We start from the raw sequence: 24,315 nt of genomic DNA, 5'->3' as shown, positions 1-24,315 counted from the left end.
ATACTCTTCCCTGCAGAAACTCTTCGTTAAATGCTATTCAATGGCTGATTAGCGAAACTTCAGACTTAACGAATTGTTTATTATCGGATCGTTTTCGGCGTCATTACCCGGCGTGCACCCACATAATGATCTTGCCAGTAATCGTCGCCGAGAGAGGTGATTTTAATGTCTTCGCCCGTTCTTGGAGACTGAATAAACTTGCCGTTCCCCAGGTAAACACCAACATGGTCTGCTGCGCCGCGGTTATTGATTCTGAAGAACACCAGATCACCGCTTTCAAGTTCGCCGCGTTTGACCGGAGCCGCATCGCGCAGGTGATACATTTCATTCGCTGTGCGTGGCATTTTAATACGGATCAAATCTTTGTAGGCGTAATAGACTAAGCCGCTGCAATCAAAACCGGTATTCGGCGAGGTTCCGCCCCAGCGATATGGTTTTCCTACCTGATGCATCAGTTTGGTCATCGCCGTTTGCTGGGCATGCTGATAGCGTTTTTTATGCGTTGCACTTAGCGTAATCGGTTTGCTGTCTTCTTCGGGCTTTTTACCTTTACGGTGCCGGCCATACGCTTCTTTTTTACTGACCCTTTCCGTGCTGTTTTTCGCGAGTGAACGGGTTTTGGCGTGTTTCACTGTTTTGCTTTCGGCCCGCGTGGTCTTCAGTGTCTTTTCTTTTTTACTTTCGGCCCGGGTCGTTTTAACACTTTTCTCCGTCGTGGTCTTTCGTTTAGCCAGTTCGGTACTTTTAACTTTCTTCTTCGAATTCTTGTCCTGAATTTTTTGTTCTGTCACTGGCGCGATTTTAGTTTTTTTACTGGTTTTCGCGGCCACCGTTTTTCGCTTTCGCCGTTCTTCAGGTGCAGCCTGATTAACATGGCTTTTACGCTGATCGGCAGAAACACGTGTCTGCGGCGATGCATGTGCCATATTCAGAAATAGCTGGGTAAAGAGCAGCACAAAAAGCGTGAACAGTAAGCGCATAGCTTCGTTACCATGAGTGGTAGGTTAAACATCAGGGATGTCAGAGTATTGCCTAAAAGAACCTGACAAAAAAGCACGAATTGACTCGATTCTAGATCATATTGTGAGAAAAAGTTAATGGCTTTTTTTATGTCGAAATAACCGCCATTTTTAGTCAAAAAAATAACCACTTTTCATGGTGTTAATATTTGAGTTAAAGAATGGAATTTTGCAAATCTGGCGTTATCGGTGAACGCCAAAAATGTTATTCTCAATGAATGTTTAAAGATGTGAGCCTGAGCGCACACATTAAAGATTGTTAAACAAAATGCCAGTATTGAGAAAGACCCCACAAAAAATGGCGTTTTTATCTGATGGCTGCCATCGTTACAATAGAAGGTATTGTGATTGCGCACCGTCTCTTTATGCTGCGCGTGAAGAGTAATGATCGTGACAGCCTGTACCGGCTTGAGGAAGCAAGAAATGACCACTCCAACAATTGAAAAAATTCAGAAGCAAGTTTCTGAAAACCCGATTCTGCTGTACATGAAAGGTTCGCCAAAACTGCCAAGCTGCGGTTTCTCCGCTCAGGCTGTTCAGGCGCTTTCAGCCTGTGGCGAGCGTTTCGCTTACGTGGATATCCTGCAGAACCCGGACATCCGTGCTGAGATGCCAAAATTTGCTAACTGGCCAACGTTCCCGCAACTGTGGGTTGACGGTGAACTGGTTGGCGGCTGCGACATCGTGGTTGAGATGTTCCAGCGCGGTGAACTGCAGCAGTTGATCAAAGAAACCGCTGAGAAATACAAATCTTCTGAAGAGAGTAATACGACAGAAGACTAACGGTTTTTCGGCCGGAAAGTAAAAAGAGCGACATGATGTCGCTCTTTTTTTGTCTTCAGTTCGGTGCAAAAGTTGTTATTGCTGATTTTCTTCCGATGCTGTTTCGTCTTCGACTTCTTCGTCTGAAAGCGCCAGAGGCCAGCCGCCTAAACGTTTCCAGCGGTTGACCAGCTCGCAGAACAACTCGGCTGTGCGCTCGGTGTCATACAACGCAGAATGTGCCTGGCTGCTGTCAAAGACGATGCCCGCGCTGATACAGGCTTTTGCCAGCACCGTTTGCCCAAGCACCAGCCCGCTTAATGCGGCGGTATCAAACGTGGCAAAAGGGTGGAACGGATTACGTTTCAGTCCGGCACGTTCAGCCGCTGCCATCAGGAAGCTGTGATCAAAATTGGCGTTGTGCGCCACGATGATCGCGCGGTTACAGTTTTGCTCTTTCATCCCTTTACGGATGACTTTGAAAATCTCGTGCAGAGCTTCATATTCACTGACTGCACCGCGTAACGGATTGGTCGGATCGATACCGTTAAACGCCAGGGCTTCCGGCACCAGTATCGCGCCTTCAAAGGGCTCGACGTGGAAATGCACGGTCTCATCGCTTTGCAGCCAGCCGTCCTCATCCATCTTCAGGGTGATGGCTGCAATTTCCAGCAGCGCATCGGTTTTGGCATTAAATCCGGCGGTTTCTACGTCGATAACCACGGGATAAAAACCACGAAAACGGCCTCTCAGGGCGTTAATGTCACTATTCTCGGCCATTAGTTTCTTATCTTCATCGAATTCAGCACGCATTATGGCAAATTTTGCCGCCACTTGCAGGGTTGTGGCAAAAATGGGTCAATAAAAAAGGGCGCGATTGCGCCCCTGTCAGTGTTCGGGGAAGATTAATTCCCCAGCCCCTGACCTGCGTGTTTGGATTCGATCAGCTCGATTTTATAGCCGTCCGGATCTTCTACAAACGCGATAATGGTAGATCCACCTTTGACAGGGCCGGCTTCACGGGTCACTTTCCCGCCTGCATTACGGATGTCATCACAGGTTTGCGCGACGTTATCAACGCCCAAGGCGATATGACCGTAAGCCGTGCCGATGTCATAGCTGTCGACGCCCCAGTTATAGGTCAGTTCGATCACTGCACCTTCACTTTCTTCGGTATAACCGACGAAAGCCAGAGAGTATTTATATTCAGTGTTTTCGCTGGTACGCAGCAAACGCATACCTAAAACATCGGTATAGAAGCTGATAGCACGTTGCAGATCGCCAACGCGAAGCATGGTGTGGAGTAAACGCATAGGTTCCTCTTTATTTGCAGGATGAGAGTTAAYGGGTCAAGCCTAACTGATAGCCGCCGTTTTGTCTGTATTACGGCGACGGCTTGTTGAATGACTGACCAAAAAAAACAGCAGAAGGAGGGCCTCTTCTGCTGCAAGAAGTGAATCACTCTTTTTAATTATTACAGTGTCGGATAATCGGTATAGCCTTGCGCACCGCCGCCGTAGAAAGTTTCCGGTTTGGGTTCGTTGAGAGGCGCATGAGATTTCAGGCGCTCAACCAGATCAGGGTTCGCGATATAGCTGCGGCCAAATGCCACGGCATCGATATAACCTTTTTCGATCAGTTCTTCGCCTTTTTCTGCGGTGTAAGCACCGGCCCCCACAATCACACCCTGATAATGCGCACGGATCACTGCCCGGAATTCTGTGGAGTAAGGTTTGCCGCCAGCCCAGTCCGGTTCGGAGATATGCAGGTAAGCGAGTTTGCGCTTGTTCAGTTCATCGAGCAGGTAGATAGCCGCCTGTTCCTGATCTTCGCCGTTATCCAGCCCGTTGAAGGGACCCATTGGCGAAATGYGGATGCCCACACGTTCAGCGCCAATAGCCCCGATGGCAGCATCAACCACTTCCAGCGTCAGACGGGTACGGTTTTCAATGCTGCCGCCGTATTCATCTTCACGCAGGTTGGACGCCGGAGACATAAACTGATGCAGCAGATAGCCGTGCGCGGCATGCAGTTCGATGTAATCGAAACCAGCTTCGGCGGAGCAGGCGGCAGCATGACGGAAATCATTCACGATCCCCGGAATTTCGCTGAGCGCTAAGGCGCGCGGTGTCGGGCAATCGACACGAATGGCGTGACCTTGCTCATCACGCAAGCTGGTCCGCGTGTTCGGGTTGACGGCCGAAGGCGCGACCGGTGTCTGGTTGTCAGGCTGAACGCTGTTATGCGAGATACGTCCGGTGTGCCACAGCTGAACCGCAATGCGCCCGTCTTTCTGATGTACGCCGTCCACGATTTTTTTCCATGCAGCGACTTGTTCCGGCGTATGCAGGCCAGGTGCGCCGGCATACCCTTTCGCCTGGAATGAAACCTGAGTGGCTTCAGTAATGATCAGGCCAGAACTGTGGCGCTGTGCGTAATATTCGCCCATGAGCGGTGTAGGGATGTCACCCGGTTCGATGCTGCGCAGACGGGTAAGCGGTGCCATAAAGACACGGTTAGACAACGTGTTTTTACCGACAACAATGGGGGTGAAAAGCTTGGTCATTTCAATAACTCCGACGTTAATGGACTGATCGGTAAGACGTTCATGGATAACTTTCACGTCAAACGACCCTTTCTTAATGCCACCTTTCTATCGCATCTGACCTGTTTGTGACTACGCGCACGGTGCTTTTTCACCAAACGCATCCTGATTTCAGGTTTGCATCCATACTTTAAGGGCAAAAAAGATTGAAAAAGAGCCGGCGGGTGCCGGCTGAGGTGAGGGCAAACCTCTGTTTTCTTGGTGAGGGCTTGCGAAACAGTAGGGCCATTTTCCGACAGGTGAAAACGGCTAAACGGACGGTAGCAGATCTGTGTTGCAGATATTTGAAGAATGAAACACAAGACGTAAATTACCTTGCGGGATAGCAGGAAAGCGTCTTGAATAAATGTTCACCATGATTTGCGGAGGGTGTGTGGCTCAGCAGCTCGAATTTTTTGACATCCCCAGTCCATGCCGTGGCATTTGTCAGGCTGATGAACGCGGTTATTGCCGTGGCTGCCTGCGCAGCCGCGAGGAGCGTTTCGGCTGGATAAAAATGACTGACACAGAAAAACGCCATGTGCTGCGGTTATGTCAGCAACGCCTGCTGCGCCAGCAACGTGCAGGAAAACAGCCGGACGAACCCTTGCCGCAGCAACCGGAGTTGTTCTGATTTCACCTGTCGTTTACCGCCATCGTGACGGCGGTCCGCTTCCTGACAATTCTTGCTCGTCGCATCAATACAGCACCACGGGCGTTGTGTATTCTGTGGGTCGAAAATCGAAAATATAAGGGATTCACAATGGAAGCACACACCCCGATTTCTCCGCAAGGGCCGGTATTTTCAACGCTGATTTGTGGTTACTGGCGGCTGATGGAATGGAACATGACGCCGCAACAGGTTCTGGCGTTCATGGAACAGCACATTGAAATGGGCATTACGACAGTCGATCATGCAGATATTTATGGCGGCTATCAGTGTGAAGCGGCATTTGGTGAGGCGTTGCGTCTTAACCCCTCTTTGCGCGAAAAAATGCAACTGGTCAGTAAATGCGGCATCGCCACCACGGCAGATCCCGACAACAAAATCGGTCATTACATTACGGATACGCAGTACATTGTGGATCGTGCGGAGCAATCACTGCGCAATCTGCGTACCGATTATCTGGATTTATTGCTGATCCACCGCCCGGATCCGCTGATGGATGCCGATGAAGTCGCTGAGGCGTTCACGCGGTTGCATAAAAGCGGCAAAGTAAAACATTTCGGTGTGTCCAACTTCACCCCGGCACAGTTCAGCTTGTTGCAATCGCGTCTGCCGTTTTCGCTGGTGACCAATCAGCTAGAAATTTCCCCCATTCATCAGCCCGCCATTCTTGACGGCACGTTGGATCTTTGCCAGCAACTGCGTATCAAACCGATGGCGTGGTCCTGTCTGGGGGGCGGTCGTCTGTTCAGCGATACAGAATTCCAGCCGCTGCGTGATGAACTTCAGACTGTGGCGAATGAAATTGGCGCAGACACTATTGAACAGGTGGTCTACGCCTGGGTCATGCGGCTGCCGTCTCAGCCGTTGCCGATTATCGGCTCGGGCAAAATCGGGCGCGTGCAGTCAGCGCTGAAGTCATTGTCTCTGGAAATGACCCGTCAGCAATGGTTCCGCATTCGTAAAGCCGCATTAGGATTTGATGTACCTTAATGTTTTCACGCGGGTTTTGTGGCGCTGACAGCGGGATCCGCCGGGCCATCTTCTGTTGAGATGGCCTGCTGCAATTGTGACAGCGAGCAGTATAAACGCCAGATCACGCCTGCCAGTTCACGCGCTGCAGGTTCCGGATGGTGAGCCAGTGAATTGCTCATCCGCATTAACTCAATCAACGTGGCGTCCAGATTTTCATGGCTGACGCCGCGCTCCGTCATTACCCCTTTCAGACAATGAATACACACGTCCCGCACCGCAGACAGCGGATCCGAGCGGGTTTCCCATTCGCGTAACTGCCAGACAATATGGCTGCAATTAAGCAGCACCACACCCCAGCGCAATAACCAGGTTCGTGAGAGGTGATCTTTACTTTGATTGAGCTGATTCATCCGGTGATAAATCAGGGATTCAAACTGGAAATGGCTCAGCGAGGGGTTACGGCTAAGCTGATCCATAAAATCACGACGCAGGGCGCGGATAATGCGACGGCTTTTGCGCTTATCAGAGCTGGGCCTTAACACCTGAAAGGCAATCCCGGCCAACATCACACCGGCAATTTTCGCTACGCCGTCATTCATAAAAGACTGATAGTCGTAATCCGGCGGATTCGTGACGGCTAAAAAAGATCCCATAAACACAATCATTTGCCCCCATAAACCGGCGTAACGTTTGTATTGTAGTTTCATCATCTGCATCGTCACTAACATCGGCAGGAAGAAAGCGCAGAACACCCAGAAATTGTCGATTTGGACCATCAGCCCAAATTTCAGCAGGAAACAACCGACAAACAGTAACCCCAATGATTTTATTAACAGCGTGATACTGCTGATCGGCGAGGCCGTGGAAGAATAAAGCACGCAACTGACAGCTGTCAGCGCCACCGCACTGGCACCTGAATCCCACTGCGTCGTCATCCAGAAGGCGCAACCGATCACAATACACAAAAATGTCCGCAGCCCGTTGTACGCGGCCTCAAGGGTATCGGTGTGCTGGGCAAGATGGCTGATTTTCGGTGGCTGGAGAGTGTCGGCTTTGGCTGCGTTGGCATTTTCCACCCGCTGCAACCAACGTTCACTGCGAAGATATAGCCAGCAAAAATCGCGTAAACGGTGCCAGAAAGCCTGATGGCGGAAATCAGACGTATCCTGTGGCTGAATATGCAGCAGAATTCTGGACAGCTTGAATTTATCCGTGTCCGGCTTACGCAGTTCATCAAGCAAAACGACCAGTACCTCTTGTAAGTTTTCCGGGGGATTGGGCCAGTTCAGCAGCATCCGGCGCAGGCTGGAAATGTAGCTGGTCATGCGTAATTGCTGATGCAGTAAATAATTAACGACATTATTTTGGCGACGCAGGCGGTAATGGCTCCAGAATGCCTGGATACGCAGAAGATTCATGGTCAGGATCTGGCCGATCAATCCTTCGTGCGACGTTCTGATCTGATCTGAAATTTCCGTACGCCACAACAATTGCGCATGTTCCAGCAACCGGGTATGCATTTTGCGCAGCGAGGTGAGCAGGGCATCACTGTCGGACGTACTGGGCAGCACCATCATCATAAAACCACCGCACAAAATACCGGTGATGACTTCGCCGACACGCGCCTGTGCGATATCAAAAATCTGTGTCGCATCGGTGACGTCTACGGTGGAGAACGCAATGATTGCCGCCGTGTAACCTGCCAGGGCAAACGCATAAGAGACGTTGTTCTGATAATGGTTGGAGACGTAGGTACAAATCCCCAGCCATGCGGCAATGGCAAAAGTGAAGAGCCAGGGCTCATTCAGACAATGTCCGGCAATAAACACCGCGCCCACGGCACCCAGCAGGCTGCCCATAATTCGCCCGATACTTTTACTGATAACGCCGCCGACGGTGGGGAAACTCACCACCGCTGCCGAGGTCAGGGCCCAGTAAGGCTCGTCCATCTGAAATTCAAAAGCGATATAAAGCGCCAGTATCATCGCGATGGAATTGCGCAGGGCGTAGCGCCATTGTCCCCAACTGGCCTTTCCCCACGGAGTATTTTTCCATTCGAGCCAGGAAAGATTCACTGCGCCACCTTAATTACGGATTGCGATTGTGCAGGTGGTTCCGGCAACCAGCACCACGTGTTCCGGCACATTCTCAAGCTGAATACGCACCGGCACGCGCTGGGCCAGACGTACCCACGGCACATTGGGTTTCACATTCATCAGCAAATCTTCCGGGGCATCGAGGCTCTGGTCATAAATAGCCCGGCCAATACTTTCGACCCGACCCTGCAACGGAATATTGCCGTTAAATAGTGTGATATCCGCCATGTTGCCTTCGCGAATATTTTTGAGTTTGGTTTCTTCGAAATATCCCAGAATGTAGAAAGAATGAATATCCACCAGCCCGACCAGCGGTGTCCCGGACGTGGCATAGTTTCCACGGCGAGTTTGCAGATTGGTGATATAACCATCAGTCGGCGCAACAATTGTGGTTTTACTTAGATTCCATTTGGCCTGTTCTAATGATGCCTGTGCCGCCTGATAGGCCGCCTGCATAGCTTTGGCGCTGATATTGGATTCATCGAGGGATTCGGCGGAAATAACATTGGTACCCAGCCCTCTGCGGCGCCGGGCTTCGTGACTGGCTTTGGCTAAATCAGCCGCGGCTTTCGCTACCGCAGCTTCGGCATTATCAACAGCGATTTTAAAAGGCACCGGATCCAGACTGAAAAGCGGGTCTCCGCTTTTAACAAACTGGTTATCATGGATATTTATTTCAATAATGCGCCCCGAAACTTCCGGCGTGATATTGACAATCTCGGCGCGCACTTTGCCGTCCCGGGTCCAGGGCGATTGCATATAATAATTCCACATCCACCAGCCTGCACAAATTGCGACCGCGAAAACCAGCACGGTAGAGAAATATTTGAGTGTCTTAAATTTCATTTCAGAGGTGCACCATAAGCATCAGTGCGGCACAAATAGAGATCACAAAAAGAGATAAATCCATCAGGGTGGGATGCCAGACTTCACCGGAATAAATCCAATCACGCAGCACGCGATGTATCAAAAGCCAGAATACGAATCCCAGTAAAAATGCTTTGAACATCGGGGGGAAATAAAGTGAGGCACCCAGGACCAGATCCGGTAGCGGGAAGCCTGAGTGAAACATTTGCGCATTCACAATATTAATCTCTGCCAGTGATTGTGTTATAAACAAGCTTAACTTTGGAAGCAGAGACTCTGCTTCCGGATGCAATCGTACCTACTATTATATATAGAATTGTAATTTCTCGATTAATGTTCCTAAAACTAAGCTAAACTCTGGGGAGTTATCTTAGCATGCTAATTATAAGGAGGGGATAATTGGAATCGAATCTGGGGTCAGATCTAGCACGATTAGTTCGTGCCTGGCGTGCGTTGATTGACGATCGGTTAAAACCGTTGGAACTCACGCAAACACATTGGGTAACACTTCATAATATCAATATGTTACCTCCGGAGCAGTCTCAGATTCAGCTGGCGAAAGCCATCGGGATTGAGCAACCGTCTCTGGTTCGTACGCTTGATCAACTGGAAGAAAAGAAGCTGATCACCCGTCAGACTTGTGCGAGCGATCGCCGTGCTAAGCGCATCAAGCTGACTGAAGAAGCCGCGCCGATCATTAATGAAATGGAATCAGTTATTGATTGCACGCGTAAAGAAATTTTGTCCGGCATGTCTTCTTCTGAAATCGAACAACTGGGCGGGATGTTGTCCCGGCTGGAAAAAAATATTGCTTCCCTGCAAAGCAAATCATAAAAATCGACTTTTATTACGTCACACAGCGTTGCTTTTGATCCGACAGAAAAGAATTACCCATAAAAAAACCGAAGCCACTGGCTTCGGTTTTTTGCGTTGAGATCGGGAAAATCAGGCGCCAGGGGACACAGTAATTGTGCTACCGCTGCTGGCCATGCTCAYACGCTGGCCGACGCTGAATTTGGTTGCTCCGACTTTCTGAACCACCTGAATGGTTGTACCGTCATCACGACGAATTTGCAGTTCTACGCCGTTTGAACGGTTAAGCGAACTTTGCACACCCTGACCTGCAACGCCACCTGCGACTGCACCTGCAGCGGTTGCCAGACTACGTCCGGTACCCCCACCGACGGTATTCCCCAGGAAACCACCCAATACCGCACCACCAAGTGCGCCGACGATGTTTGCATCATCTCCGCCCTGGATTTGTACTGCACGGGTAGACACGATGGTGCCGTAGGTCACTTGCTGAATTTGCTTCGCCTGGGATGCGGAGTAAACATCGCCAGACAGAGAGTTATCGCTGACGCAGCCAGCAAGGGAAACACCGGCAAGGGCGACGACGAGTAAACGCTTAATCATAAATAGCTCCTTTATTATGCTGCTGCATACGTTTGAGAGTAGCGGCACCAACAGAGAAAAAACAGTGCACAAGTTCAACATCAGTGTCGAAGGTGTCATATAACATACTTGTTTCACTTCCACCTAGTATACAGAAGGCGTGCTCAACTAATAATAAACGCAGGTTTACGTTTTAGACAGCAAAGTGCGCAATCAAAAATACGGGTATCCGATGTTGTTATTGGTGGTTTTTACAACACGGCTATTTTCAGGAATAAAAAACGTAACAAGAAAAACACGAAGTCATCACACCATGTAATAAAAAATCAGTAACTCATGGCGTTGCCCTTCAAATACCGATTACTCTGTGGTGATTACTTTTTCTGACGAGTTTCCTGGAGAGTTAAGGATGTTATCTATGAAGTCAGGTCGCTATATCGGTGTGATGTCCGGCACCAGTCTCGACGGTGTTGATGTCGTACTGGCCGCCATTGATGAGCACATGGTCGCGCAGCAAGCCAGCTATTCACATCCTATTCCTCTGGCTTTGAAAAATGCGATCCTCGGGATGTGTCAGGGCCAACAGGTGACGCTTGAACAGGTCGGGACGCTTGATACTCAGTTGGGTATTTTGTTCGGTGAGGCCGTATTAGGTTTGTTGAAAAATGCCAATATCTCCCCTGACGAAGTGACCGCCATTGGCTGCCACGGGCAAACTGTCTGGCATCAGCCGAAAGGTGACACGACATTTTCTATGCAGCTGGGTGATAACAACCGCATTGCGGCCATGACCGGCATTACCACCGTGGGCGATTTTCGTCGCCGGGACATGGCATGGGGCGGGCAGGGCGCGCCGCTGGTGCCTGCTTTCCATCAGGCATTGCTGGCTGATCCGGCCGAGCGCCGTATGATCCTCAATATTGGCGGCATCGCGAATCTTTCAATGCTGCTGCCGGGCCAGCCGGTGCGTGGTTACGATACCGGTCCGGGAAATATGTTGATGGATGCGTGGGTCTGGCGTCATCTGGCACAGCCATATGATAAAGGGGCTGAATGGGCAAATCAGGGGCGGGTGAACTTACGTTTGCTCCAGCAGATGCTGTCTGATCCTTACTTTGCCGAACCGGCACCGAAAAGTACCGGGCGTGAATATTTCAATATGGCGTGGCTGGAAAAGCAACTGGCGCGTGCTCCTGAAATCTCCCCGCCGGATGTGCAGGCGACGCTGGCTGAACTGACCGCAGTAAGCATCGCCGAGCAAGTGCAACTGGCTGGCGGATGCGACCGGCTGATGGTGTGTGGCGGCGGGGCGCGCAATCCGTTACTGATGGCGCGACTCTCAGCCATGTTGCCGGGCACGGAAGTTTGCACCACGGATGCCTGCGGTATCAGCGGTGATGACATGGAAGCACTGGCGTTTGCCTGGCTGGCATTCCGCACGTTATCCGGTCAGCCGGGCAATTTGCCGTCGGTTACCGGTGCAAGTCGTAAAACTCTGCTCGGCGCAATTTATCCGGTTGTTTCAACCCGTTCCTGATGCGTTCTCGGTTTTATCTCAATGTGCTGCGCCTGCGGGCGTGGTACATAAAAGAGATAATTGAAGACCATCAGGGAGCACCGAATGAAAAAGGCGATTATCGCTACGTTAGCAGGATTCACACTGGCAGGATGCAGTCAGTTCAGCCACCAGACCGAAAGTCCGACAGAAGAATTACACTACCAGTGCGGTACCTTACCGCTGACGGTCACGCTGGATAAACCGGCGCAGCAGGTCAGTATGGTTCTCGATGGTGAACAGTTGAAACTGAAACAGATTGAGTCCGCTTCTGGCACCCAATACAGCGATGGCCATTACACGTTCTGGTCTAAAGGTAATCAGGCCTTTGTGCAGCGTGGTGAGAACGTCATTATTGACGACTGCGTCCAAAAATAACCCCCCTTCATACTTCGAGTTGCAGATGCGCTGGCTGCGTTTACTCCGCGCCGCGTCAGGAACATTGAGATCCTGACGCGGCGGGTGCACAATGCGCTTACCTTCCTTAGATACGCAACTTAATCCATATGTCTGATAACAAAGAGTTTGATATTGCGGACTCGCGCCGCGAATACACCCGTGGCGGGCTGCGTCGTGCTGATTTAACCCGTGAGCCGCTGCCTTTGTTTGAACACTGGCTGAAACAGGCCTGTGATGCCCGTCTGGCTGACCCGACGGCGATGGTGGTGGCGACGGTTGATGAGCGCGGACAGCCTTTCCAGCGCATTGTGCTGCTTAAGCACTACGACGAAAAGGGGCTGGTGTTTTACACCAATCTGGGGAGTCGCAAGGCGCAGCAACTGGCAAACAACTCACGCATCAGCCTGTTGTTTCCGTGGCACATGCTGGACCGGCAGGTGATTGTGCTCGGCCAGGCAGAACGTCTCTCTACGCTGGAAGTCATGAAATACTTCACCAGCCGCCCGAAAGATAGCCAGATCGGCGCATGGGTTTCGCAGCAGTCCAGCCGAATTTCGGCACGCGGCGTGCTCGAAAGCAAATTCCTCGAACTGAAACAGAAATTCAGCAATGGCGAAGTGCCGCTGCCAAGTTTCTGGGGCGGTTTCCGCGTCAAAGTGGATTCGATGGAGTTCTGGCAGGGCGGTGAACATCGTCTGCACGATCGGTTCATTTACCAGCGTGACGAAGCAGAGCCTCAAACTGGCTGGAAAATAGACCGCCTCGCCCCCTGACCACGAAAAAATACGCGATTTCCTAGCGCTCGGACGACGGGCGCTTTATTCTATGTCGTTCCCCGTAAAGGTGAGAGAAAAGGCACATGCACGGCATGATGTCAGACATGAATCTGCACACATTCAGTACATATTTCTGAGTACAAACAAACGGAGTCTTTGATGGCGAGCAGCAACCTGATTAAACAATTGCAAGAGCGGGGCCTCATTGCCCAGGTGACGGATGAAGAAGCGTTAGCAGAGCGACTGGCGCAAGGGCCAATTGCACTCTATTGCGGTTTCGATCCTACCGCAGACAGCTTGCATTTGGGACATCTGGTGCCTTTGCTTTGCCTGAAACGCTTTCAGCTGAACGGGCACAAGCCAGTGGCTCTGGTGGGTGGCGCAACCGGTCTTATCGGCGACCCGAGCTTTAAAGCCACGGAGCGCAAGCTGAACACCAATGAAACCGTGAATGAATGGGTTGAGAAAATCCGCCAGCAGGTTTCGCCGTTCCTGGATTTCAGCTGTGGCGAAAACAGCGCTATCACCGCCAATAACTATGACTGGTTCGGCAGCATGAACGTGCTGACTTTCCTGCGTGATATCGGTAAGCACTTCTCTGTTAACCAGATGATCAATAAAGAAGCGGTGAAACAGCGTCTGAACCGTGATGACAGTGGTATCTCCTTCACTGAATTCTCTTACAACCTGTTGCAGGGTTACGATTTTGCCTCCCTCTACGATCTGCACAAAGTTGAGCTGCAAATCGGCGGTTCGGACCAATGGGGTAACATTACGTCAGGTATCGATCTGACCCGTCGTCTGCATCAGAAACAGGTGTTTGGCCTGACCGTTCCGTTGATCACCAAATCTGACGGCACTAAATTTGGTAAAACTGAAGGTGGCGCAGTCTGGCTGGATCCGAAGAAAACCAGCCCGTACAAATTCTACCAGTTCTGGATCAACACGGCGGATGCTGACGTTTACCGCTTCCTGAAATTCTTCACCTTCATGAGCATTGAAGACATCAATGCGCTGGAAGAAGAAGATAAAACCAGCGGTAAAGCGCCACGCGCACAGTACGTTCTGGCTGAGGAAGTCACCGGTATGGTTCATGGTGCAGAAGGTCTGGCGGCCGCAAAACGCATTACGCAGAGCCTGTTCTCCGGTTCCCTGAGCGAGATGACAGAGGTCGATTTCGGCCAGCTTGCGCAGGATGGCCTGGAACTGTTTGAAGTGCCTCGTGATACGGATCTGCAACAGGCGCTGGTTATCGCCGGTATGGCACCGTCGAAAGGCCAGGCGCGTACCATGATTTCCTCTAACGCGGTTTCTGTAAATGGCGAAAAACAGACGGATACAGAATACAGCTTCGCTGACAGTGATCGTCTGTTTGGCCGTTATACCTTGCTGCGTCGCGGTAAAAAGAACTATACGCTGTTGCTCTGGGCATAAGTTTTAGGCCGGTAGGACGGGGGGCTGCAAGGTCTCCCGTTTTTGTTCCCTGATATCAGTAATCCCGCCATCTCCCCGATGACGTTGCAATCGGAAATTCTTCATGAAAAGCATTCTTTCTATCCAGTCACACACAGTTTTTGGACACGCGGGTAACAGCGCGGCGGAATTCCCTATGCGTCGTATGGGCGCAAACGTTTGGCCGCTGAATACTGTTCAGTTTTCCAATCACACTCAGTACGGACACTGGACCGGCTGCGTGATGCCTGCATCACATCTGACTGAAATTGCGCAGGGAATTGCGGAAATTGACCGTCTGAAGGATTGCGACGCGGTGCTGAGTGGCTATATCGGTTCGCCGGAGCAAGGGCAAAGTATTCTGGAGATTGTTCGTCGGGTGAAAGCTGCGAATCCCGATGCCTGGTATTTTTGCGATCCGGTCATGGGACATCCTGAAAAAGGCTGTATCGTGGCGCCGGGCGTTGCTGAGTTCCATTGCAACCAGGCGCTGGTTAACTGTGACATTATCGCGCCGAATCTGCTGGAGCTTGAACTGCTGAGCGGTCACGCAGTGGCAAGCGTTGAAGAAGCTGTCGCCACTGCGCGGGAGCTGATCAGCAAAGGCCCGAAAATTGTGCTGGTGAAGCACCTGAGCCGCGCTGGTTATCACAGTGACCGTTTTGAAATGCTGTTGGTTACTGCGAGTGAAGCGTGGCACATCGACCGTCCGCTGGTTGATTTCGGTGTCCGTCAGCCGGTTGGCGTGGGTGACCTGACCAGCGGTTTATTGCTGGTGAATTTGCTCAAGGGTGAAGCACTGGATAAAGCGCTTGAGCACGTGACCGCTGCAGTTTATGAAGTCATGCTGGCGACGCATGCGATGGGTGAATACGAGCTGCAAATCGTGGCAGCGCAGGACAAAATGGTCAAACCTGAGCATCATTTCCCGGCGGTAAAACTGTAATCACTGCCTGAATACCTCTTTTCCTGAATAAAAAAACGCCCCGCGCTGTAGCAGCCGGGGCGTTTTTGTTGGCGATCACACCACGAAAGCGGTTATTTCAGACCTTCAGCCGACAGAGCCGCATCAACAGCCGGGCGTGCGGCAACGCGGTCAAGGTAGGCGTTCAGTTCCGTCAGTGCGCTCAGATCAAATTTCAGTGCCTTCGCCCAACCCATCACGGTAAACAGGTAAGCATCTGCCACGCTGAAACGCGTACCCAGCAGGAAATGATTGTCTTTGAGGGCRGTATTCACGTAAGCAAATTTTTTGCTCAGTGCTTCGCGGGTTAATGTCTTGAACTCTTCGGGGGCTTTCGGATTAAACAATGGCGAGAAACCTTTATGCAGCTCAGTTGCAATGTAGTTCAGCCATTCCAGCGCGTGATAACGGGCCAGCGTGCCTTGTTCCGGCATCAGCTGACGGTCTGGTTTCTGGTCTGCCAGATACTGCACGATAGCCACGCCTTCGGTCAGAATACTGCCATCATTGAGTAACAGCGTGGGGATCTGCCCCTTGGGGTTCACTGCGAGGAAGTCATCACCGGTTTCTGTTTTCTTGGTCGCCAGATCAACCTTCTCAATGCTGAAGTCCAGACCCGCTTCACGCAGGATGATATGAGGGGAAAGGGAACAGGCTCCGGGTTTATAATACAGTTTCATAAACACTCCATTGGATGAGCAACCCGCCGGACCCCGCGAGACATTACCGTTTCACAGGGTGGCGATAGGACTATATAAAAACTGCTTCTATCCTAGAACTGGCGGGAGCAAAAGTCAGTGTTTTAATTGTGACAGTGCGTCCGGTTACTCATATTCTGATCAAATATACGCTCTCAGCGCGAGTGCAGGTTCAGGAGGCCACGCACGGCCAGTTCAACGTTTTCAGGCGCGGGCAGCATAGGAGAACGCAGCTCGTTATCCATCAAGCCGTCCAGCGATAACGCGAACTTAATGGCGGCCGGATTCGGGGCAGAAAACATCAGACGAATCATTGGCAGTAAGCCAAAGAAGGTTTTACGTGCGGCAACGATATCCTGCTCTTTGAACTGTTTAATCAGTTGAACAAACTCTTCCGTGAAAATATGCGACGAGGCAGCAATCGCCCCTTTACCGCCCAGGCTCAGGGTTGAAAATATCTGCACGTCTTCGCCACACAGTACGTCGAGTTCGCCGTCAGCAATCAGTGAAAGCGTCAGGTCTATGCTGCCTCCGCAATCTTTTACGGCGGTAATGCGCGGATGTTTTGCCAGCTGGCGGAATGTGTCCAGCTCCATCTGTACGCCAGTACGATAAGGAATATTGTAAAGCACCACCGGCACTGTGGCGTGATCTGCAATTTCCGTAAACCAGGCGACCAGTGCGGCCTGAGAAGGGCGGATGTAGTAAGGCGCGGGGATCAGCAAACCGGCAACAGGACGGTGTAAAATCGCATCCTGCATTTCACGGATAACCGGCATATGCGTGCCTGACAGCCCCATGATCACCTGATGACCCGGTACCACTTCCAGCACAGCATCCAGAACCTGCAGTTGTTCTTCTTTGGTGAGCATCGGGGCTTCACCGGTCGTACCACAGACGACGACGCCGTCAATGCCCCGTTTGAGCAGCCGGGTGCACAATGATTTCAGTGCAGTAAAGTCGATCTCACCCTGATGAAAAGGCGTGACCAGCGGGACCCAGATACCTGAAAACGATGACATGATGTAGTTCCTTAAACGGCGTGATTTATCAGCCTCGGATCATGTCAGTAAAACAGGGACGAGCGCCAATTGAATGAATTAATAAGGTGTTTTGAGTTATCTATGGTGCTTATAAATAGATGGTTTACGTACTGGATAACATGTTCATTTCATTGCTCAGTAACGTGCTTAACACTTCTACCGGTACGGGACGCGAGAACAGATAGCCCTGGAGGTGCGAGCAACCTGCTGATACTAAGAAAGTTTTTTGCAACTGATTTTCAACGCCTTCTGCAATGACGTTGAGATGCATTTTATTGCCAAGCTGAGACACGGCAGAAACAATCGCGGCGGTATCATTCACTTCTGTGACGTACTGCACAAACGAACGGTCAATTTTCACGCTGTCTACTGAGATATCTTTTAGCAAACTGAGGCTGGAATAACCGGTACCAAAATCGTCGAGCGAAATTTTAACCCCGACCTGACGTAATTTAGCGAGATGGCTGAGGCTGATCCCGTTGGCGTTCATCACTGAGGTTTCGGTCAGTTCAAGTTCGAGCCGTGAAGGCGGGAAATCTTCCTCTGCCAGAACCGCCAGAATACGCGGTCCGAAAYCCGGTTCACCGAGTTGAACAGCAGAAACGTTGATCGCCAGATTGAGCCGTTCAAAATTCCTGATATCCCGACACGCCTGCCGCAGAACAATTTCACCGAGCTGAATAACCAGTCCGGTCTCTTCGGCCAGGGCGATAAATTGTACCGGCGAGACTTGTCCGAGCACGCCGTGGTTCCAGCGTGCCAGCGCTTCAACGCAAACGACTTTCTCATCGTGGCTGCGTAAAATAGGCTGATAAACACAGGTCAGGTCACCTTCTTTGGCCAGTGATTCCGCCAGCGCTTTCACCATAATGCGTTTACTGACGCTGCTGGCATCGAGCAATTCAGAATAAAACGAGAACATATTTTTGCCGCGCTGCTTGGCTTCCAACAGCGCCGTATTCCCGCGGCGCATGATCTCGCCGGCGGTAATATTCTCTGCACCAAACATCACGATGCCGAATGAAATCGTAATCATCGGATTAGCCCGCGTCAGCGTAAACGGCTGGCGCATCATCACCAGTATTTCCAGCGCCAGATTATTGGCCATTTCACTGGTCGGATTATTGCGCAGGATAATCGAGAATTCATCGCCGCCGATGCGCGAAACTGTTCCGCTGTTGCCGACTTCATTACGCAGACGCTGGCCGAATTCGCAGAGAATGGCATCGCCCGCCTGATAGCCGTATGTGTCGTTGATGTAATTGAAATCGTTGAGATTCAACAAGAAGAGGGCGCAGGGGTCAGGGCGATACATGCGCCGGGCGGCAATCTGGCTAAGTTCTTCACTCAATGCCGTCCGGTTCGGCAAGCCGGTTAATACGTCATGACGGGCAAGGTAGCGGATCTGCGCTTCTGAACTGCGCAAAAGCGAAATATCCATAATAGAGGTCAGAATGAAATGCCGTGTCTCCAGCGTGACGCGGGATTTACGTACCAGCACATTGCGTCGCTTACCTGACGGGTCAACCAGCGTTTCTTCGTTGACCGTTTTCTCTCCGGTTTCCAGAACTTCAATATCGCGCTCACGCTGCCGGGCAGATTGTTCAGGATCTGTGAAAAAAGAAACATCCTGACCAATCAATTCTTCCCGTGGACGTCCATAAAATTCGCTGGCTTTCTGATTAAGGAATACCAGTTTACGCTCATTATCTTTAAGGACTGTCGCTTCGGGAAGAGCATCAAGAACTGCCTGGCATATCGCAATATCTGTAAGCATGAGTTAAATACCCCGAGCAGAAAATGAGTGTGATGTGGCACAGTTTGTTAGCCAGTAAACTCATCAGATTGTTTTTGCAATTATTACTCACAATCGGATGAGAATATTACCGTTGTTTTTAAATTTTAAAATTCAATCGGTTATCACGCCCTAAGTAAGGTATTCGATATATTATTCGGGTGAATAACGATCAACTCAGTTCAATGCGGTTTTTACCGGCGAATTTTGCCCGATACAAAGCATGATCTGCCTGGATTAATAAGGGCGAGACCGAATCCTGATTGGGCATCACGGAATGCCATACCGATATCGTTCGTCATCGGAATATTATTCTGCGAATTCAGAGCTAACCGAAGCAGGAGATAACCTGCCGTCAGATACGGTCCTGGGGAAATTAGCTTAACAGGACTGTGATAACAAATCGGTGAAAGAGTGTGGCGGGTATGCGAACTGTTATTGTGACTGATGATCCGTGCAGGACAGAAACACTTTTATCATATTTAGGAATTTCTTTATAAACGCTAAGGCGACGGAAGAAGAACAGCCTGACATGAAGTATCAGGGATGCTTTTTAGTCCCAAATTTTTCATCCCATTCGCGGCGGTAACGGCGGGATTGTTTACGGCCTTTCAGCCAGAGGTAGGTGCACACTGCACAGACACCCGCTGAGAAAACGATATTGCGCATATCCTGATCATAAAAAATGACCAGCACACAGTCGAGAGCAGCCACAATCGCGAACCACTTATGCATGTGCGACTGCCTGCGGGTTTCGGCATTCATTCTTTTAAGCTGACGTCCCTCTTCCAGAACCTTTCTTTTTACCATCGCACGCTCCCGGGATGAGTGGAGTCAATCATTTGACGTAGATTTTTTTGAAGGAGAGTAAACCGAAAAAAGCGGGTTATTATTCGCGATATTAACTGATCCTGAAATTATTATCGCGAACAACCTGCCAGCGCTATTCGTTGAATAGCGCGATTTACTGACTGATTTTACAGTCTTTTAAACGTTATAGGCTGACTAAAAAATAGTTTTTTATGATGAAAAAGTATTACCAATTACTGCTGAGGATTGATTTATCAGGCCGTGGTGGATTATCTTTTTAGGAATTATCTTAATTCTCGGTGAGTAAATGAGCGATTCATCATCACGAAAGATCGTTGATAGTGCGAACATTTATCAGGATTTCGACACCCGTTTTTACGAATGGGAAGACGGAATGTCCAGCGCAGGTTTCAAACTTGAACTGCCGGATCGCAACAGGGAAGAATTTGACTGGAGCGTCACCGGCTACAACTTCGGCCGCGTGATTGGCGGTGTGCTGACTGTCAGTGAGCACGATATCAATCGCCAGTACGGCAACCTGTTTTCGATGCCCGATCATATCGTCATTTTCATTGTGATTATCGGGGGGATGGACTGCCAGTGTTTCGGCGAGCGGTTCATGCTGAGCCAGGGGGATATCCTGATCCAGGATATGTCGCAGCCGATTAAAATCCATGTGTATCCGGGCGAGCAGAAACCGCGTCTCGGTTCTTATCAGTACATTAYTATGCCCAAGCACAGCCTGCATTTTAATGTCGATATTGCCTCGTTACACGGAAAGCGTATTCCGGCAGCCTCACCGGTGAACATCATTCTGCGCAATCATTTTGCGACGATGGTGCAGGTGTTTGATCAGATGACCGAACAGGAAGTACTGAGCACTGGCGAGGGGGCGGCGTCGGTATTCCTGCAAACACTGCATCTGGTGGCGGGGAAGAAGGTGGAACATCCGTTTGAGCAAAGTGCACGTCTTGAGCGCATTTGCCTGTATATCGAAAAGCATCTCGGCAGGCCGATCAGTATTGATATTCTGTGCAAAGATTTTGCTATTTCGCGCTCAGGGTTGTATCGCCTGTTTGAACCGCTTGGCGGCATCGCGCAATTCATTCGCAGCCGGCGCTTACTGCTGGCGAAGCGCCTCCTGCGAACCTCTTCGATGTCGGATCAAAGTCTGGCCGCCATTGCGAGACAGTGTGGCCTGGAACCCAGCGCTTTACGTCGCTATTTCCATGAATTCTATGGCACCACGCCTTCTGAGATGCGGGAGAAATTCCGCCGTGATGCTGAGCAATCGGGGCAGGCGGATGCCACTCATGTGAATTGGGTGACTTCGCTTTAATGCATTGATTGCCCCCATTTTTGTACGAAAAGTGTTAACCATTCACGCATTTCCTGATCTGTCATTATTCTGATTTTGCCTCTGCGAGGCGGAATCAGAGCCGTTTTCCCGGCCAAACACAGTAGACTTGGTGAAATAGTCATCAGTAATCATTGAGAGCGCATTATGTTAGTCCCTCAACCGGCAGTTGATGAACAGGCTCGTCTTGCCATACTGGCTTCTCTGGGGATCCTGGATTCCCCCGGAATTGAGGAGATCGACCGTATTACCCGGATGGTCGCCCGGYAGTTTCAGGCTAAGGCTGTCGTTGTTTCATTGATTGACGCGGACCGCCAGTGGTTCCTTTCTCACACCGGCATTGATATTCATCAGTCTTGCCGTGATACCTCCTTTTGCGGTCATACCATTCTCGAGCCCGGTCCGCTGATTGTCAGGGATGCCCGGCTCGATTTGCGCTTCCACGATAATCCGCTGGTGACCGGCGCGCCTCACATCGTGTTTTATGCCGGCTGTGCCTTGCATTCAAAAGAGGGTGTGGCGCTGGGCGCGTTATGCCTGATTGATGATCGCCCGAGGGACTGGTGTGAGGAGGAACAGCAGACTTTGCTGGATATGACGGCGCTGGTACAAAGTTATATTTTTCACCTTGAAAACCGGCAGTACACGGCGCGGGTAGAAGATAATCTGGCGAAAACTGAGGCTTTATTTGAACAGACATTTGCTCACGCTGCCGTCGGCTTCTCCTTAGTCGGACTCGACTGGCGCTGGCTGCGCATCAATCCGCAGGTGTGCAATATGCTGGGTTATGCCGAATATCAGCTGCGCGCCTGTTTGCTGCATGACGTGACCCATTCCGATGATCTTTATGCCGAAAACGTGCTGATTCCCCGTTTGCTCTCCGGTGAAATAAACAGTTTCTGCATAGAGAAACTTTTACAGCGGGCGAACGGCAGCACGCTGTGGGTGACTCTGACGGCCTCACTCGTGCGTAATGTGGCTGGTGAAGCCCATCACTACATTGTTGTCATCAGCGATATTACTGAGCGTAAACATATCGAACAGGCATTGTATTCACTGCAGGGGGATCTGGAACGCCGTGTGGCCGACCGGACTTATGAGTTGCAGGTGGCGATGGATCAGCTTCATCAGGAAATCGCCCAGCGTCTGACCCGGGAACGGGAACTGACGGAAAGCAAAAACCGCCTCAGAGCCATCACCGATAACATTCCCGCGCTGATTTGCCATGTTGATGCGAATGAACAATACACTTTTGTGAATCATTTTCACGCCAACTGGTATGGCGTCGAAGAGACACAGGTCAGCGGGAAGCAGGTCAGGGATGTGGTTGGAGATGACAGCTATCAGAAAATTAAGCCCTATATTCGCCAGGCTTTGCAGGGAATGACAGTAAGTTACGAAATCGAATTGTCGGATCACTCCCATCATGCCAAAGGCGGTGTTTTGCATACCACGCTTATCCCCTGCGACGATATTCGCAATGGTTATTACGGCCTTTCAACCGATATCAGTGAAATTAAAGCGTTACAGGCTCAGCTGGAATTTGAAGCAAATCATGACGCACTGACCGGATTACCAAACCGGCGCGCGTTCCAGCAGTCACTGATTCATGCCGCCGGAAAACAAGAAAAAGCAGATAGAGACATCGCATTGCTCTTTTTGGATATTGATAATTTTAAAGCGTACAACGACACCTACGGGCACGAATTCGGCGATTTAATCCTGAAGTTTTTTGGTTATACCTTACGTGAAAATCTGCGTTCACAAGATATTGTGGCGCGTCTGGCGGGAGATGAGTTTACCGTTTTGTTGAGCGGGCTGATGAATACTGAGAGTGACGTCAGCCGTATTTGCATCAGCCTGATGAGTGCTCTGCATTCCATCGAGTGTATCGCAGGTGTCCCGGTGGCGCTGTCTGCCAGCATCGGCGTGGCGATTGGTCGCGCGCGCCAGTCATTGCTGCCGGATGCGCTGCTGGCGCGGGCTGATGCCGCGATGTACCGCGCGAAACAAAGTGGAAAAGGCCGGTATTATTTAGGATGAAAAATTTAGGATAAAAAACCGATACAGACCGGACACCGAGTAAATGAAACATTCCTGAGGCGATAAACGCTGTTCGCTGACGGCAGGCGTTTCTTACGTTTTGATGATTATCTTGCTGCTTTTTTCGTTATAACACACGGCATTGTCCGGGATGTTCTTATTGATGAACGACATCGCACCAATGGTGACATTGTGGCCGATAGTAATGTCATTGCCGATAATGCAGCAATTGGCACCAATATCCACATTATCGCCAATGATTATACGTCTTTTCCCCTCATCCACTTTAATGCCGATGGTGGTGTTTTGCCGGATCCGGACATTCTTCCCAATCATGCAATGAGGATTGATGACGATACCGGTGAGATGAGGAAGCCTGATGCCTTCTCCGATCTGCGTTCCCAGCATGATCTCGATGCCATACTTTCTTATTAACGAGTAGTTAATCTTACGGGCGCGGGCTTTGCAGAAATGGCTGTCCGTAGCGTATAAATAGCTCGCAATACGCCACCAGAAAATGTACCGGTGCTGGGGTTGTTTTATGCATCTGATGATTATCCGCCGCCAGGAGAAATCCTTTTTGTTCTTAAGAATATCAGCGGATAAATAGCGGGTTAATTGCTTATATTGACTGTGATTTTCGTGCATCAGGATGGTTCCGTTTTCGTAAGTCTCGCTTACGCAATCCTAACACAATGAATACTTATCCCAAATTCCAGCCATAAAAATCTATGGTCACCCCCGTTTTTGCAACGTTGATTTTGATTTATGATGGGCTTGCTTAAATCTATACGGCGTCTGATGGGCAACCTTACGTTGCCCGCGCCACGATGAAGTCCGCGCCTGCAGAACCTTAAAAAGCGGACGGCTTCAAAGAGCCATTTTTTATGTCAGGTTCATCCGCAGGTCGCTGTGCCGTTCATGTCATCAATAATCGGTCGTCGCAAAACCAGAAAGTCACTGCGTAATGCCTAAGAGCTAACAGTTCGTCCCTGTTGGCTCTTTTTATTGGATAAAAGCTGTGCGATGGGTTGTCACCGACCAGGCTATTCGGGCCA

25 protein-coding genes are annotated in these 24,315 nt (G+C 50.4%); 12 read left to right on the top strand and 13 right to left on the bottom strand.

All coding sequences use genetic code 11. From position 1 onward, the window contains the following. Nucleotides 1-80 precede the first annotated feature (80 nt). Entirely contained in the window at nucleotides 81-980 is a 900-nt protein-coding gene (locus AC1DUO_RS19780) for a C40 family peptidase (RefSeq protein ID WP_119261783.1), read from the bottom strand. 353 nt (nucleotides 981-1,333) lie between these two features. Between AC1DUO_RS19780 and AC1DUO_RS19775 the strand changes: the two genes are divergently transcribed. Both AC1DUO_RS19775 and AC1DUO_RS19770 read left to right on the top strand, forming a co-directional pair. After that, entirely contained in the window at nucleotides 1,334-1,462 is a 129-nt protein-coding gene (locus AC1DUO_RS19775) for a hypothetical protein (RefSeq protein ID WP_255347866.1), read from the top strand. After that, nucleotides 1,443-1,802 carry a Grx4 family monothiol glutaredoxin gene (locus AC1DUO_RS19770; protein WP_013576083.1) on the top strand — a complete coding sequence of 120 codons (360 nt, stop codon included), beginning with the start codon at nucleotides 1,443-1,445 and terminating at the stop codon, nucleotides 1,800-1,802. Before AC1DUO_RS19775 ends, AC1DUO_RS19770 begins: the two co-directional genes overlap by 20 nt. Before the next feature lie 75 nt (nucleotides 1,803-1,877). Here AC1DUO_RS19770 and rnt read toward each other — a convergent pair whose 3' ends face one another. The 3 genes from rnt to nemA all read right to left on the bottom strand — a co-directional run bounded on the left by rnt (nucleotide 1,878) and on the right by nemA (nucleotide 4,353). Next, a complete protein-coding gene (gene rnt, locus AC1DUO_RS19765; protein WP_013576082.1) occupies nucleotides 1,878-2,594 on the bottom strand; it encodes a ribonuclease T in 717 nt (238 codons plus the stop codon). Between the two features lie 92 nt (nucleotides 2,595-2,686). Continuing rightward, nucleotides 2,687-3,094 (bottom strand): lactoylglutathione lyase, encoded by a 408-nt coding sequence (gene gloA, locus AC1DUO_RS19760; protein WP_013576081.1) that lies wholly within the window; start codon nucleotides 3,092-3,094, stop codon nucleotides 2,687-2,689. Between the two features lie 161 nt (nucleotides 3,095-3,255). Then, nucleotides 3,256-4,353, bottom strand: coding sequence for an N-ethylmaleimide reductase (gene nemA, locus AC1DUO_RS19755; protein ID WP_477988425.1), 1,098 nt, complete (start codon nucleotides 4,351-4,353; stop codon nucleotides 3,256-3,258). Between the two features lie 406 nt (nucleotides 4,354-4,759). On the opposite strand from nemA, the gene AC1DUO_RS19750 reads away from it, so the two are divergent. Then, nucleotides 4,760-4,999 (top strand): DUF1289 domain-containing protein, encoded by a 240-nt coding sequence (locus tag AC1DUO_RS19750; RefSeq protein ID WP_013576079.1) that lies wholly within the window; start codon nucleotides 4,760-4,762, stop codon nucleotides 4,997-4,999. A 129-nt stretch (nucleotides 5,000-5,128) separates the two neighbouring features. Then, nucleotides 5,129-6,025: an aldo/keto reductase gene (locus AC1DUO_RS19745; protein ID WP_013576078.1), complete on the top strand. Its 897-nt coding sequence runs from the start codon at nucleotides 5,129-5,131 to the stop codon at nucleotides 6,023-6,025. A gap of 5 nt (nucleotides 6,026-6,030) precedes the next feature. Here AC1DUO_RS19745 and AC1DUO_RS19740 read toward each other — a convergent pair whose 3' ends face one another. From AC1DUO_RS19740 to AC1DUO_RS19730, 3 genes are read right to left on the bottom strand one after another with little or no spacing between them, the layout of a single operon-like run. Continuing rightward, nucleotides 6,031-8,082: an FUSC family protein gene (locus AC1DUO_RS19740; RefSeq protein WP_119261782.1), complete on the bottom strand. Its 2,052-nt coding sequence runs from the start codon at nucleotides 8,080-8,082 to the stop codon at nucleotides 6,031-6,033. A gap of 9 nt (nucleotides 8,083-8,091) precedes the next feature. Beyond that, complete coding sequence (locus tag AC1DUO_RS19735; protein WP_013576076.1) at nucleotides 8,092-8,949, bottom strand: efflux RND transporter periplasmic adaptor subunit; 858 nt, start codon at nucleotides 8,947-8,949, stop codon at nucleotides 8,092-8,094. 1 nt (nucleotide 8,950) lies between these two features. Continuing rightward, entirely contained in the window at nucleotides 8,951-9,175 is a 225-nt protein-coding gene (locus AC1DUO_RS19730) for a DUF1656 domain-containing protein (RefSeq protein ID WP_477988424.1), read from the bottom strand. 194 nt (nucleotides 9,176-9,369) lie between these two features. Between AC1DUO_RS19730 and slyA the strand changes: the two genes are divergently transcribed. After that, the gene (gene slyA, locus AC1DUO_RS19725; RefSeq protein ID WP_013576074.1) at nucleotides 9,370-9,804 is read left to right on the top strand and encodes a transcriptional regulator SlyA; all 435 of its coding nucleotides are present in this window, start codon (nucleotides 9,370-9,372) and stop codon (nucleotides 9,802-9,804) included. A 111-nt stretch (nucleotides 9,805-9,915) separates the two neighbouring features. Here the strand turns inward: slyA and AC1DUO_RS19720 are convergent, their stop codons facing one another. After that, nucleotides 9,916-10,386, bottom strand: a complete 471-nt coding sequence (locus tag AC1DUO_RS19720; protein WP_477988420.1) for an outer membrane lipoprotein — start codon at nucleotides 10,384-10,386, stop codon at nucleotides 9,916-9,918. A gap of 397 nt (nucleotides 10,387-10,783) precedes the next feature. On the opposite strand from AC1DUO_RS19720, the gene anmK reads away from it, so the two are divergent. The 5 genes from anmK (at nucleotide 10,784) to pdxY (ending at nucleotide 15,493) form a co-directional block, all read left to right on the top strand. Further along, entirely contained in the window at nucleotides 10,784-11,902 is a 1,119-nt protein-coding gene (gene anmK / locus AC1DUO_RS19715; RefSeq protein ID WP_119261781.1) for an anhydro-N-acetylmuramic acid kinase, read from the top strand. Nucleotides 11,903-11,986: 84 nt separating this feature from the next. Beyond that, complete coding sequence (locus AC1DUO_RS19710) at nucleotides 11,987-12,298, top strand: MliC family protein (RefSeq protein WP_015690120.1); 312 nt, start codon at nucleotides 11,987-11,989, stop codon at nucleotides 12,296-12,298. 128 nt (nucleotides 12,299-12,426) lie between these two features. Further along, the gene (pdxH, locus tag AC1DUO_RS19705) at nucleotides 12,427-13,092 is read left to right on the top strand and encodes a pyridoxamine 5'-phosphate oxidase (RefSeq protein WP_112152182.1); all 666 of its coding nucleotides are present in this window, start codon (nucleotides 12,427-12,429) and stop codon (nucleotides 13,090-13,092) included. Between the two features lie 162 nt (nucleotides 13,093-13,254). Continuing rightward, nucleotides 13,255-14,529 (top strand): tyrosine--tRNA ligase, encoded by a 1,275-nt coding sequence (tyrS, locus tag AC1DUO_RS19700; RefSeq protein ID WP_013576069.1) that lies wholly within the window; start codon nucleotides 13,255-13,257, stop codon nucleotides 14,527-14,529. A 103-nt stretch (nucleotides 14,530-14,632) separates the two neighbouring features. Further along, entirely contained in the window at nucleotides 14,633-15,493 is an 861-nt protein-coding gene (pdxY, locus tag AC1DUO_RS19695; RefSeq protein WP_119261780.1) for a pyridoxal kinase PdxY, read from the top strand. A gap of 92 nt (nucleotides 15,494-15,585) precedes the next feature. On the opposite strand, the gene gstA is transcribed toward pdxY, so the two are convergent. From gstA to AC1DUO_RS19675, 4 genes are all read right to left on the bottom strand, one after another. Beyond that, nucleotides 15,586-16,191: a glutathione transferase GstA gene (gstA, locus tag AC1DUO_RS19690; RefSeq protein ID WP_013576067.1), complete on the bottom strand. Its 606-nt coding sequence runs from the start codon at nucleotides 16,189-16,191 to the stop codon at nucleotides 15,586-15,588. Between the two features lie 173 nt (nucleotides 16,192-16,364). Further along, nucleotides 16,365-17,231, bottom strand: a complete 867-nt coding sequence (dapA, locus tag AC1DUO_RS19685; protein WP_119261779.1) for a 4-hydroxy-tetrahydrodipicolinate synthase — start codon at nucleotides 17,229-17,231, stop codon at nucleotides 16,365-16,367. Between the two features lie 124 nt (nucleotides 17,232-17,355). Continuing rightward, nucleotides 17,356-19,029: a putative bifunctional diguanylate cyclase/phosphodiesterase gene (locus tag AC1DUO_RS19680; protein ID WP_477988416.1), complete on the bottom strand. Its 1,674-nt coding sequence runs from the start codon at nucleotides 19,027-19,029 to the stop codon at nucleotides 17,356-17,358. 558 nt (nucleotides 19,030-19,587) lie between these two features. Then, complete coding sequence (locus tag AC1DUO_RS19675) at nucleotides 19,588-19,857, bottom strand: hypothetical protein (RefSeq protein ID WP_013576064.1); 270 nt, start codon at nucleotides 19,855-19,857, stop codon at nucleotides 19,588-19,590. 307 nt (nucleotides 19,858-20,164) lie between these two features. Between AC1DUO_RS19675 and AC1DUO_RS19670 the strand changes: the two genes are divergently transcribed. After that, the gene (locus tag AC1DUO_RS19670) at nucleotides 20,165-21,196 is read left to right on the top strand and encodes a helix-turn-helix domain-containing protein (protein WP_477988413.1); all 1,032 of its coding nucleotides are present in this window, start codon (nucleotides 20,165-20,167) and stop codon (nucleotides 21,194-21,196) included. 165 nt (nucleotides 21,197-21,361) lie between these two features. After that, entirely contained in the window at nucleotides 21,362-23,257 is a 1,896-nt protein-coding gene (locus AC1DUO_RS19665) for a diguanylate cyclase domain-containing protein (protein ID WP_477988411.1), read from the top strand. A 93-nt stretch (nucleotides 23,258-23,350) separates the two neighbouring features. Here the strand turns inward: AC1DUO_RS19665 and AC1DUO_RS19660 are convergent, their stop codons facing one another. After that, a complete protein-coding gene (locus AC1DUO_RS19660; protein ID WP_037035265.1) occupies nucleotides 23,351-23,905 on the bottom strand; it encodes a serine acetyltransferase in 555 nt (184 codons plus the stop codon). Between the last annotated feature and the right edge of the window lie 410 nt (nucleotides 23,906-24,315).

The sequence above is a fragment of the Rahnella sp. P4_A8 genome, from assembly GCF_056402435.1.
Note: the sequence above shows the minus strand (reverse complement) of the source record. Positions and strands in the feature narration are given on the sequence as shown.

What these genes read in the sequence shown, in the direction of transcription:
- AC1DUO_RS19780 (WP_119261783.1), bottom strand. Translation starts at nt 980, where the DNA reads ATGCGCTTACTGTTCACGCTTTTTGTGCTGCTCTTTACCCAGCTATTT.
- AC1DUO_RS19775 (WP_255347866.1), top strand. Translation starts at nt 1,334, where the DNA reads ATGGCTGCCATCGTTACAATAGAAGGTATTGTGATTGCGCACCGTCTC.
- AC1DUO_RS19770 (WP_013576083.1), top strand. Translation starts at nt 1,443, where the DNA reads ATGACCACTCCAACAATTGAAAAAATTCAGAAGCAAGTTTCTGAAAAC.
- rnt (WP_013576082.1), bottom strand. Translation starts at nt 2,594, where the DNA reads ATGCGTGCTGAATTCGATGAAGATAAGAAACTAATGGCCGAGAATAGT.
- gloA (WP_013576081.1), bottom strand. Translation starts at nt 3,094, where the DNA reads ATGCGTTTACTCCACACCATGCTTCGCGTTGGCGATCTGCAACGTGCT.
- AC1DUO_RS19745 (WP_013576078.1), top strand. Translation starts at nt 5,129, where the DNA reads ATGGAAGCACACACCCCGATTTCTCCGCAAGGGCCGGTATTTTCAACG.
- AC1DUO_RS19735 (WP_013576076.1), bottom strand. Translation starts at nt 8,949, where the DNA reads ATGAAATTTAAGACACTCAAATATTTCTCTACCGTGCTGGTTTTCGCG.
- AC1DUO_RS19730 (WP_477988424.1), bottom strand. Translation starts at nt 9,175, where the DNA reads ATGTTTCACTCAGGCTTCCCGCTACCGGATCTGGTCCTGGGTGCCTCA.
- anmK (WP_119261781.1), top strand. Translation starts at nt 10,784, where the DNA reads ATGAAGTCAGGTCGCTATATCGGTGTGATGTCCGGCACCAGTCTCGAC.
- AC1DUO_RS19710 (WP_015690120.1), top strand. Translation starts at nt 11,987, where the DNA reads ATGAAAAAGGCGATTATCGCTACGTTAGCAGGATTCACACTGGCAGGA.
- pdxH (WP_112152182.1), top strand. Translation starts at nt 12,427, where the DNA reads ATGTCTGATAACAAAGAGTTTGATATTGCGGACTCGCGCCGCGAATAC.
- tyrS (WP_013576069.1), top strand. Translation starts at nt 13,255, where the DNA reads ATGGCGAGCAGCAACCTGATTAAACAATTGCAAGAGCGGGGCCTCATT.
- pdxY (WP_119261780.1), top strand. Translation starts at nt 14,633, where the DNA reads ATGAAAAGCATTCTTTCTATCCAGTCACACACAGTTTTTGGACACGCG.
- dapA (WP_119261779.1), bottom strand. Translation starts at nt 17,231, where the DNA reads ATGTCATCGTTTTCAGGTATCTGGGTCCCGCTGGTCACGCCTTTTCAT.
- AC1DUO_RS19675 (WP_013576064.1), bottom strand. Translation starts at nt 19,857, where the DNA reads ATGGTAAAAAGAAAGGTTCTGGAAGAGGGACGTCAGCTTAAAAGAATG.
- AC1DUO_RS19660 (WP_037035265.1), bottom strand. Translation starts at nt 23,905, where the DNA reads ATGCACGAAAATCACAGTCAATATAAGCAATTAACCCGCTATTTATCC.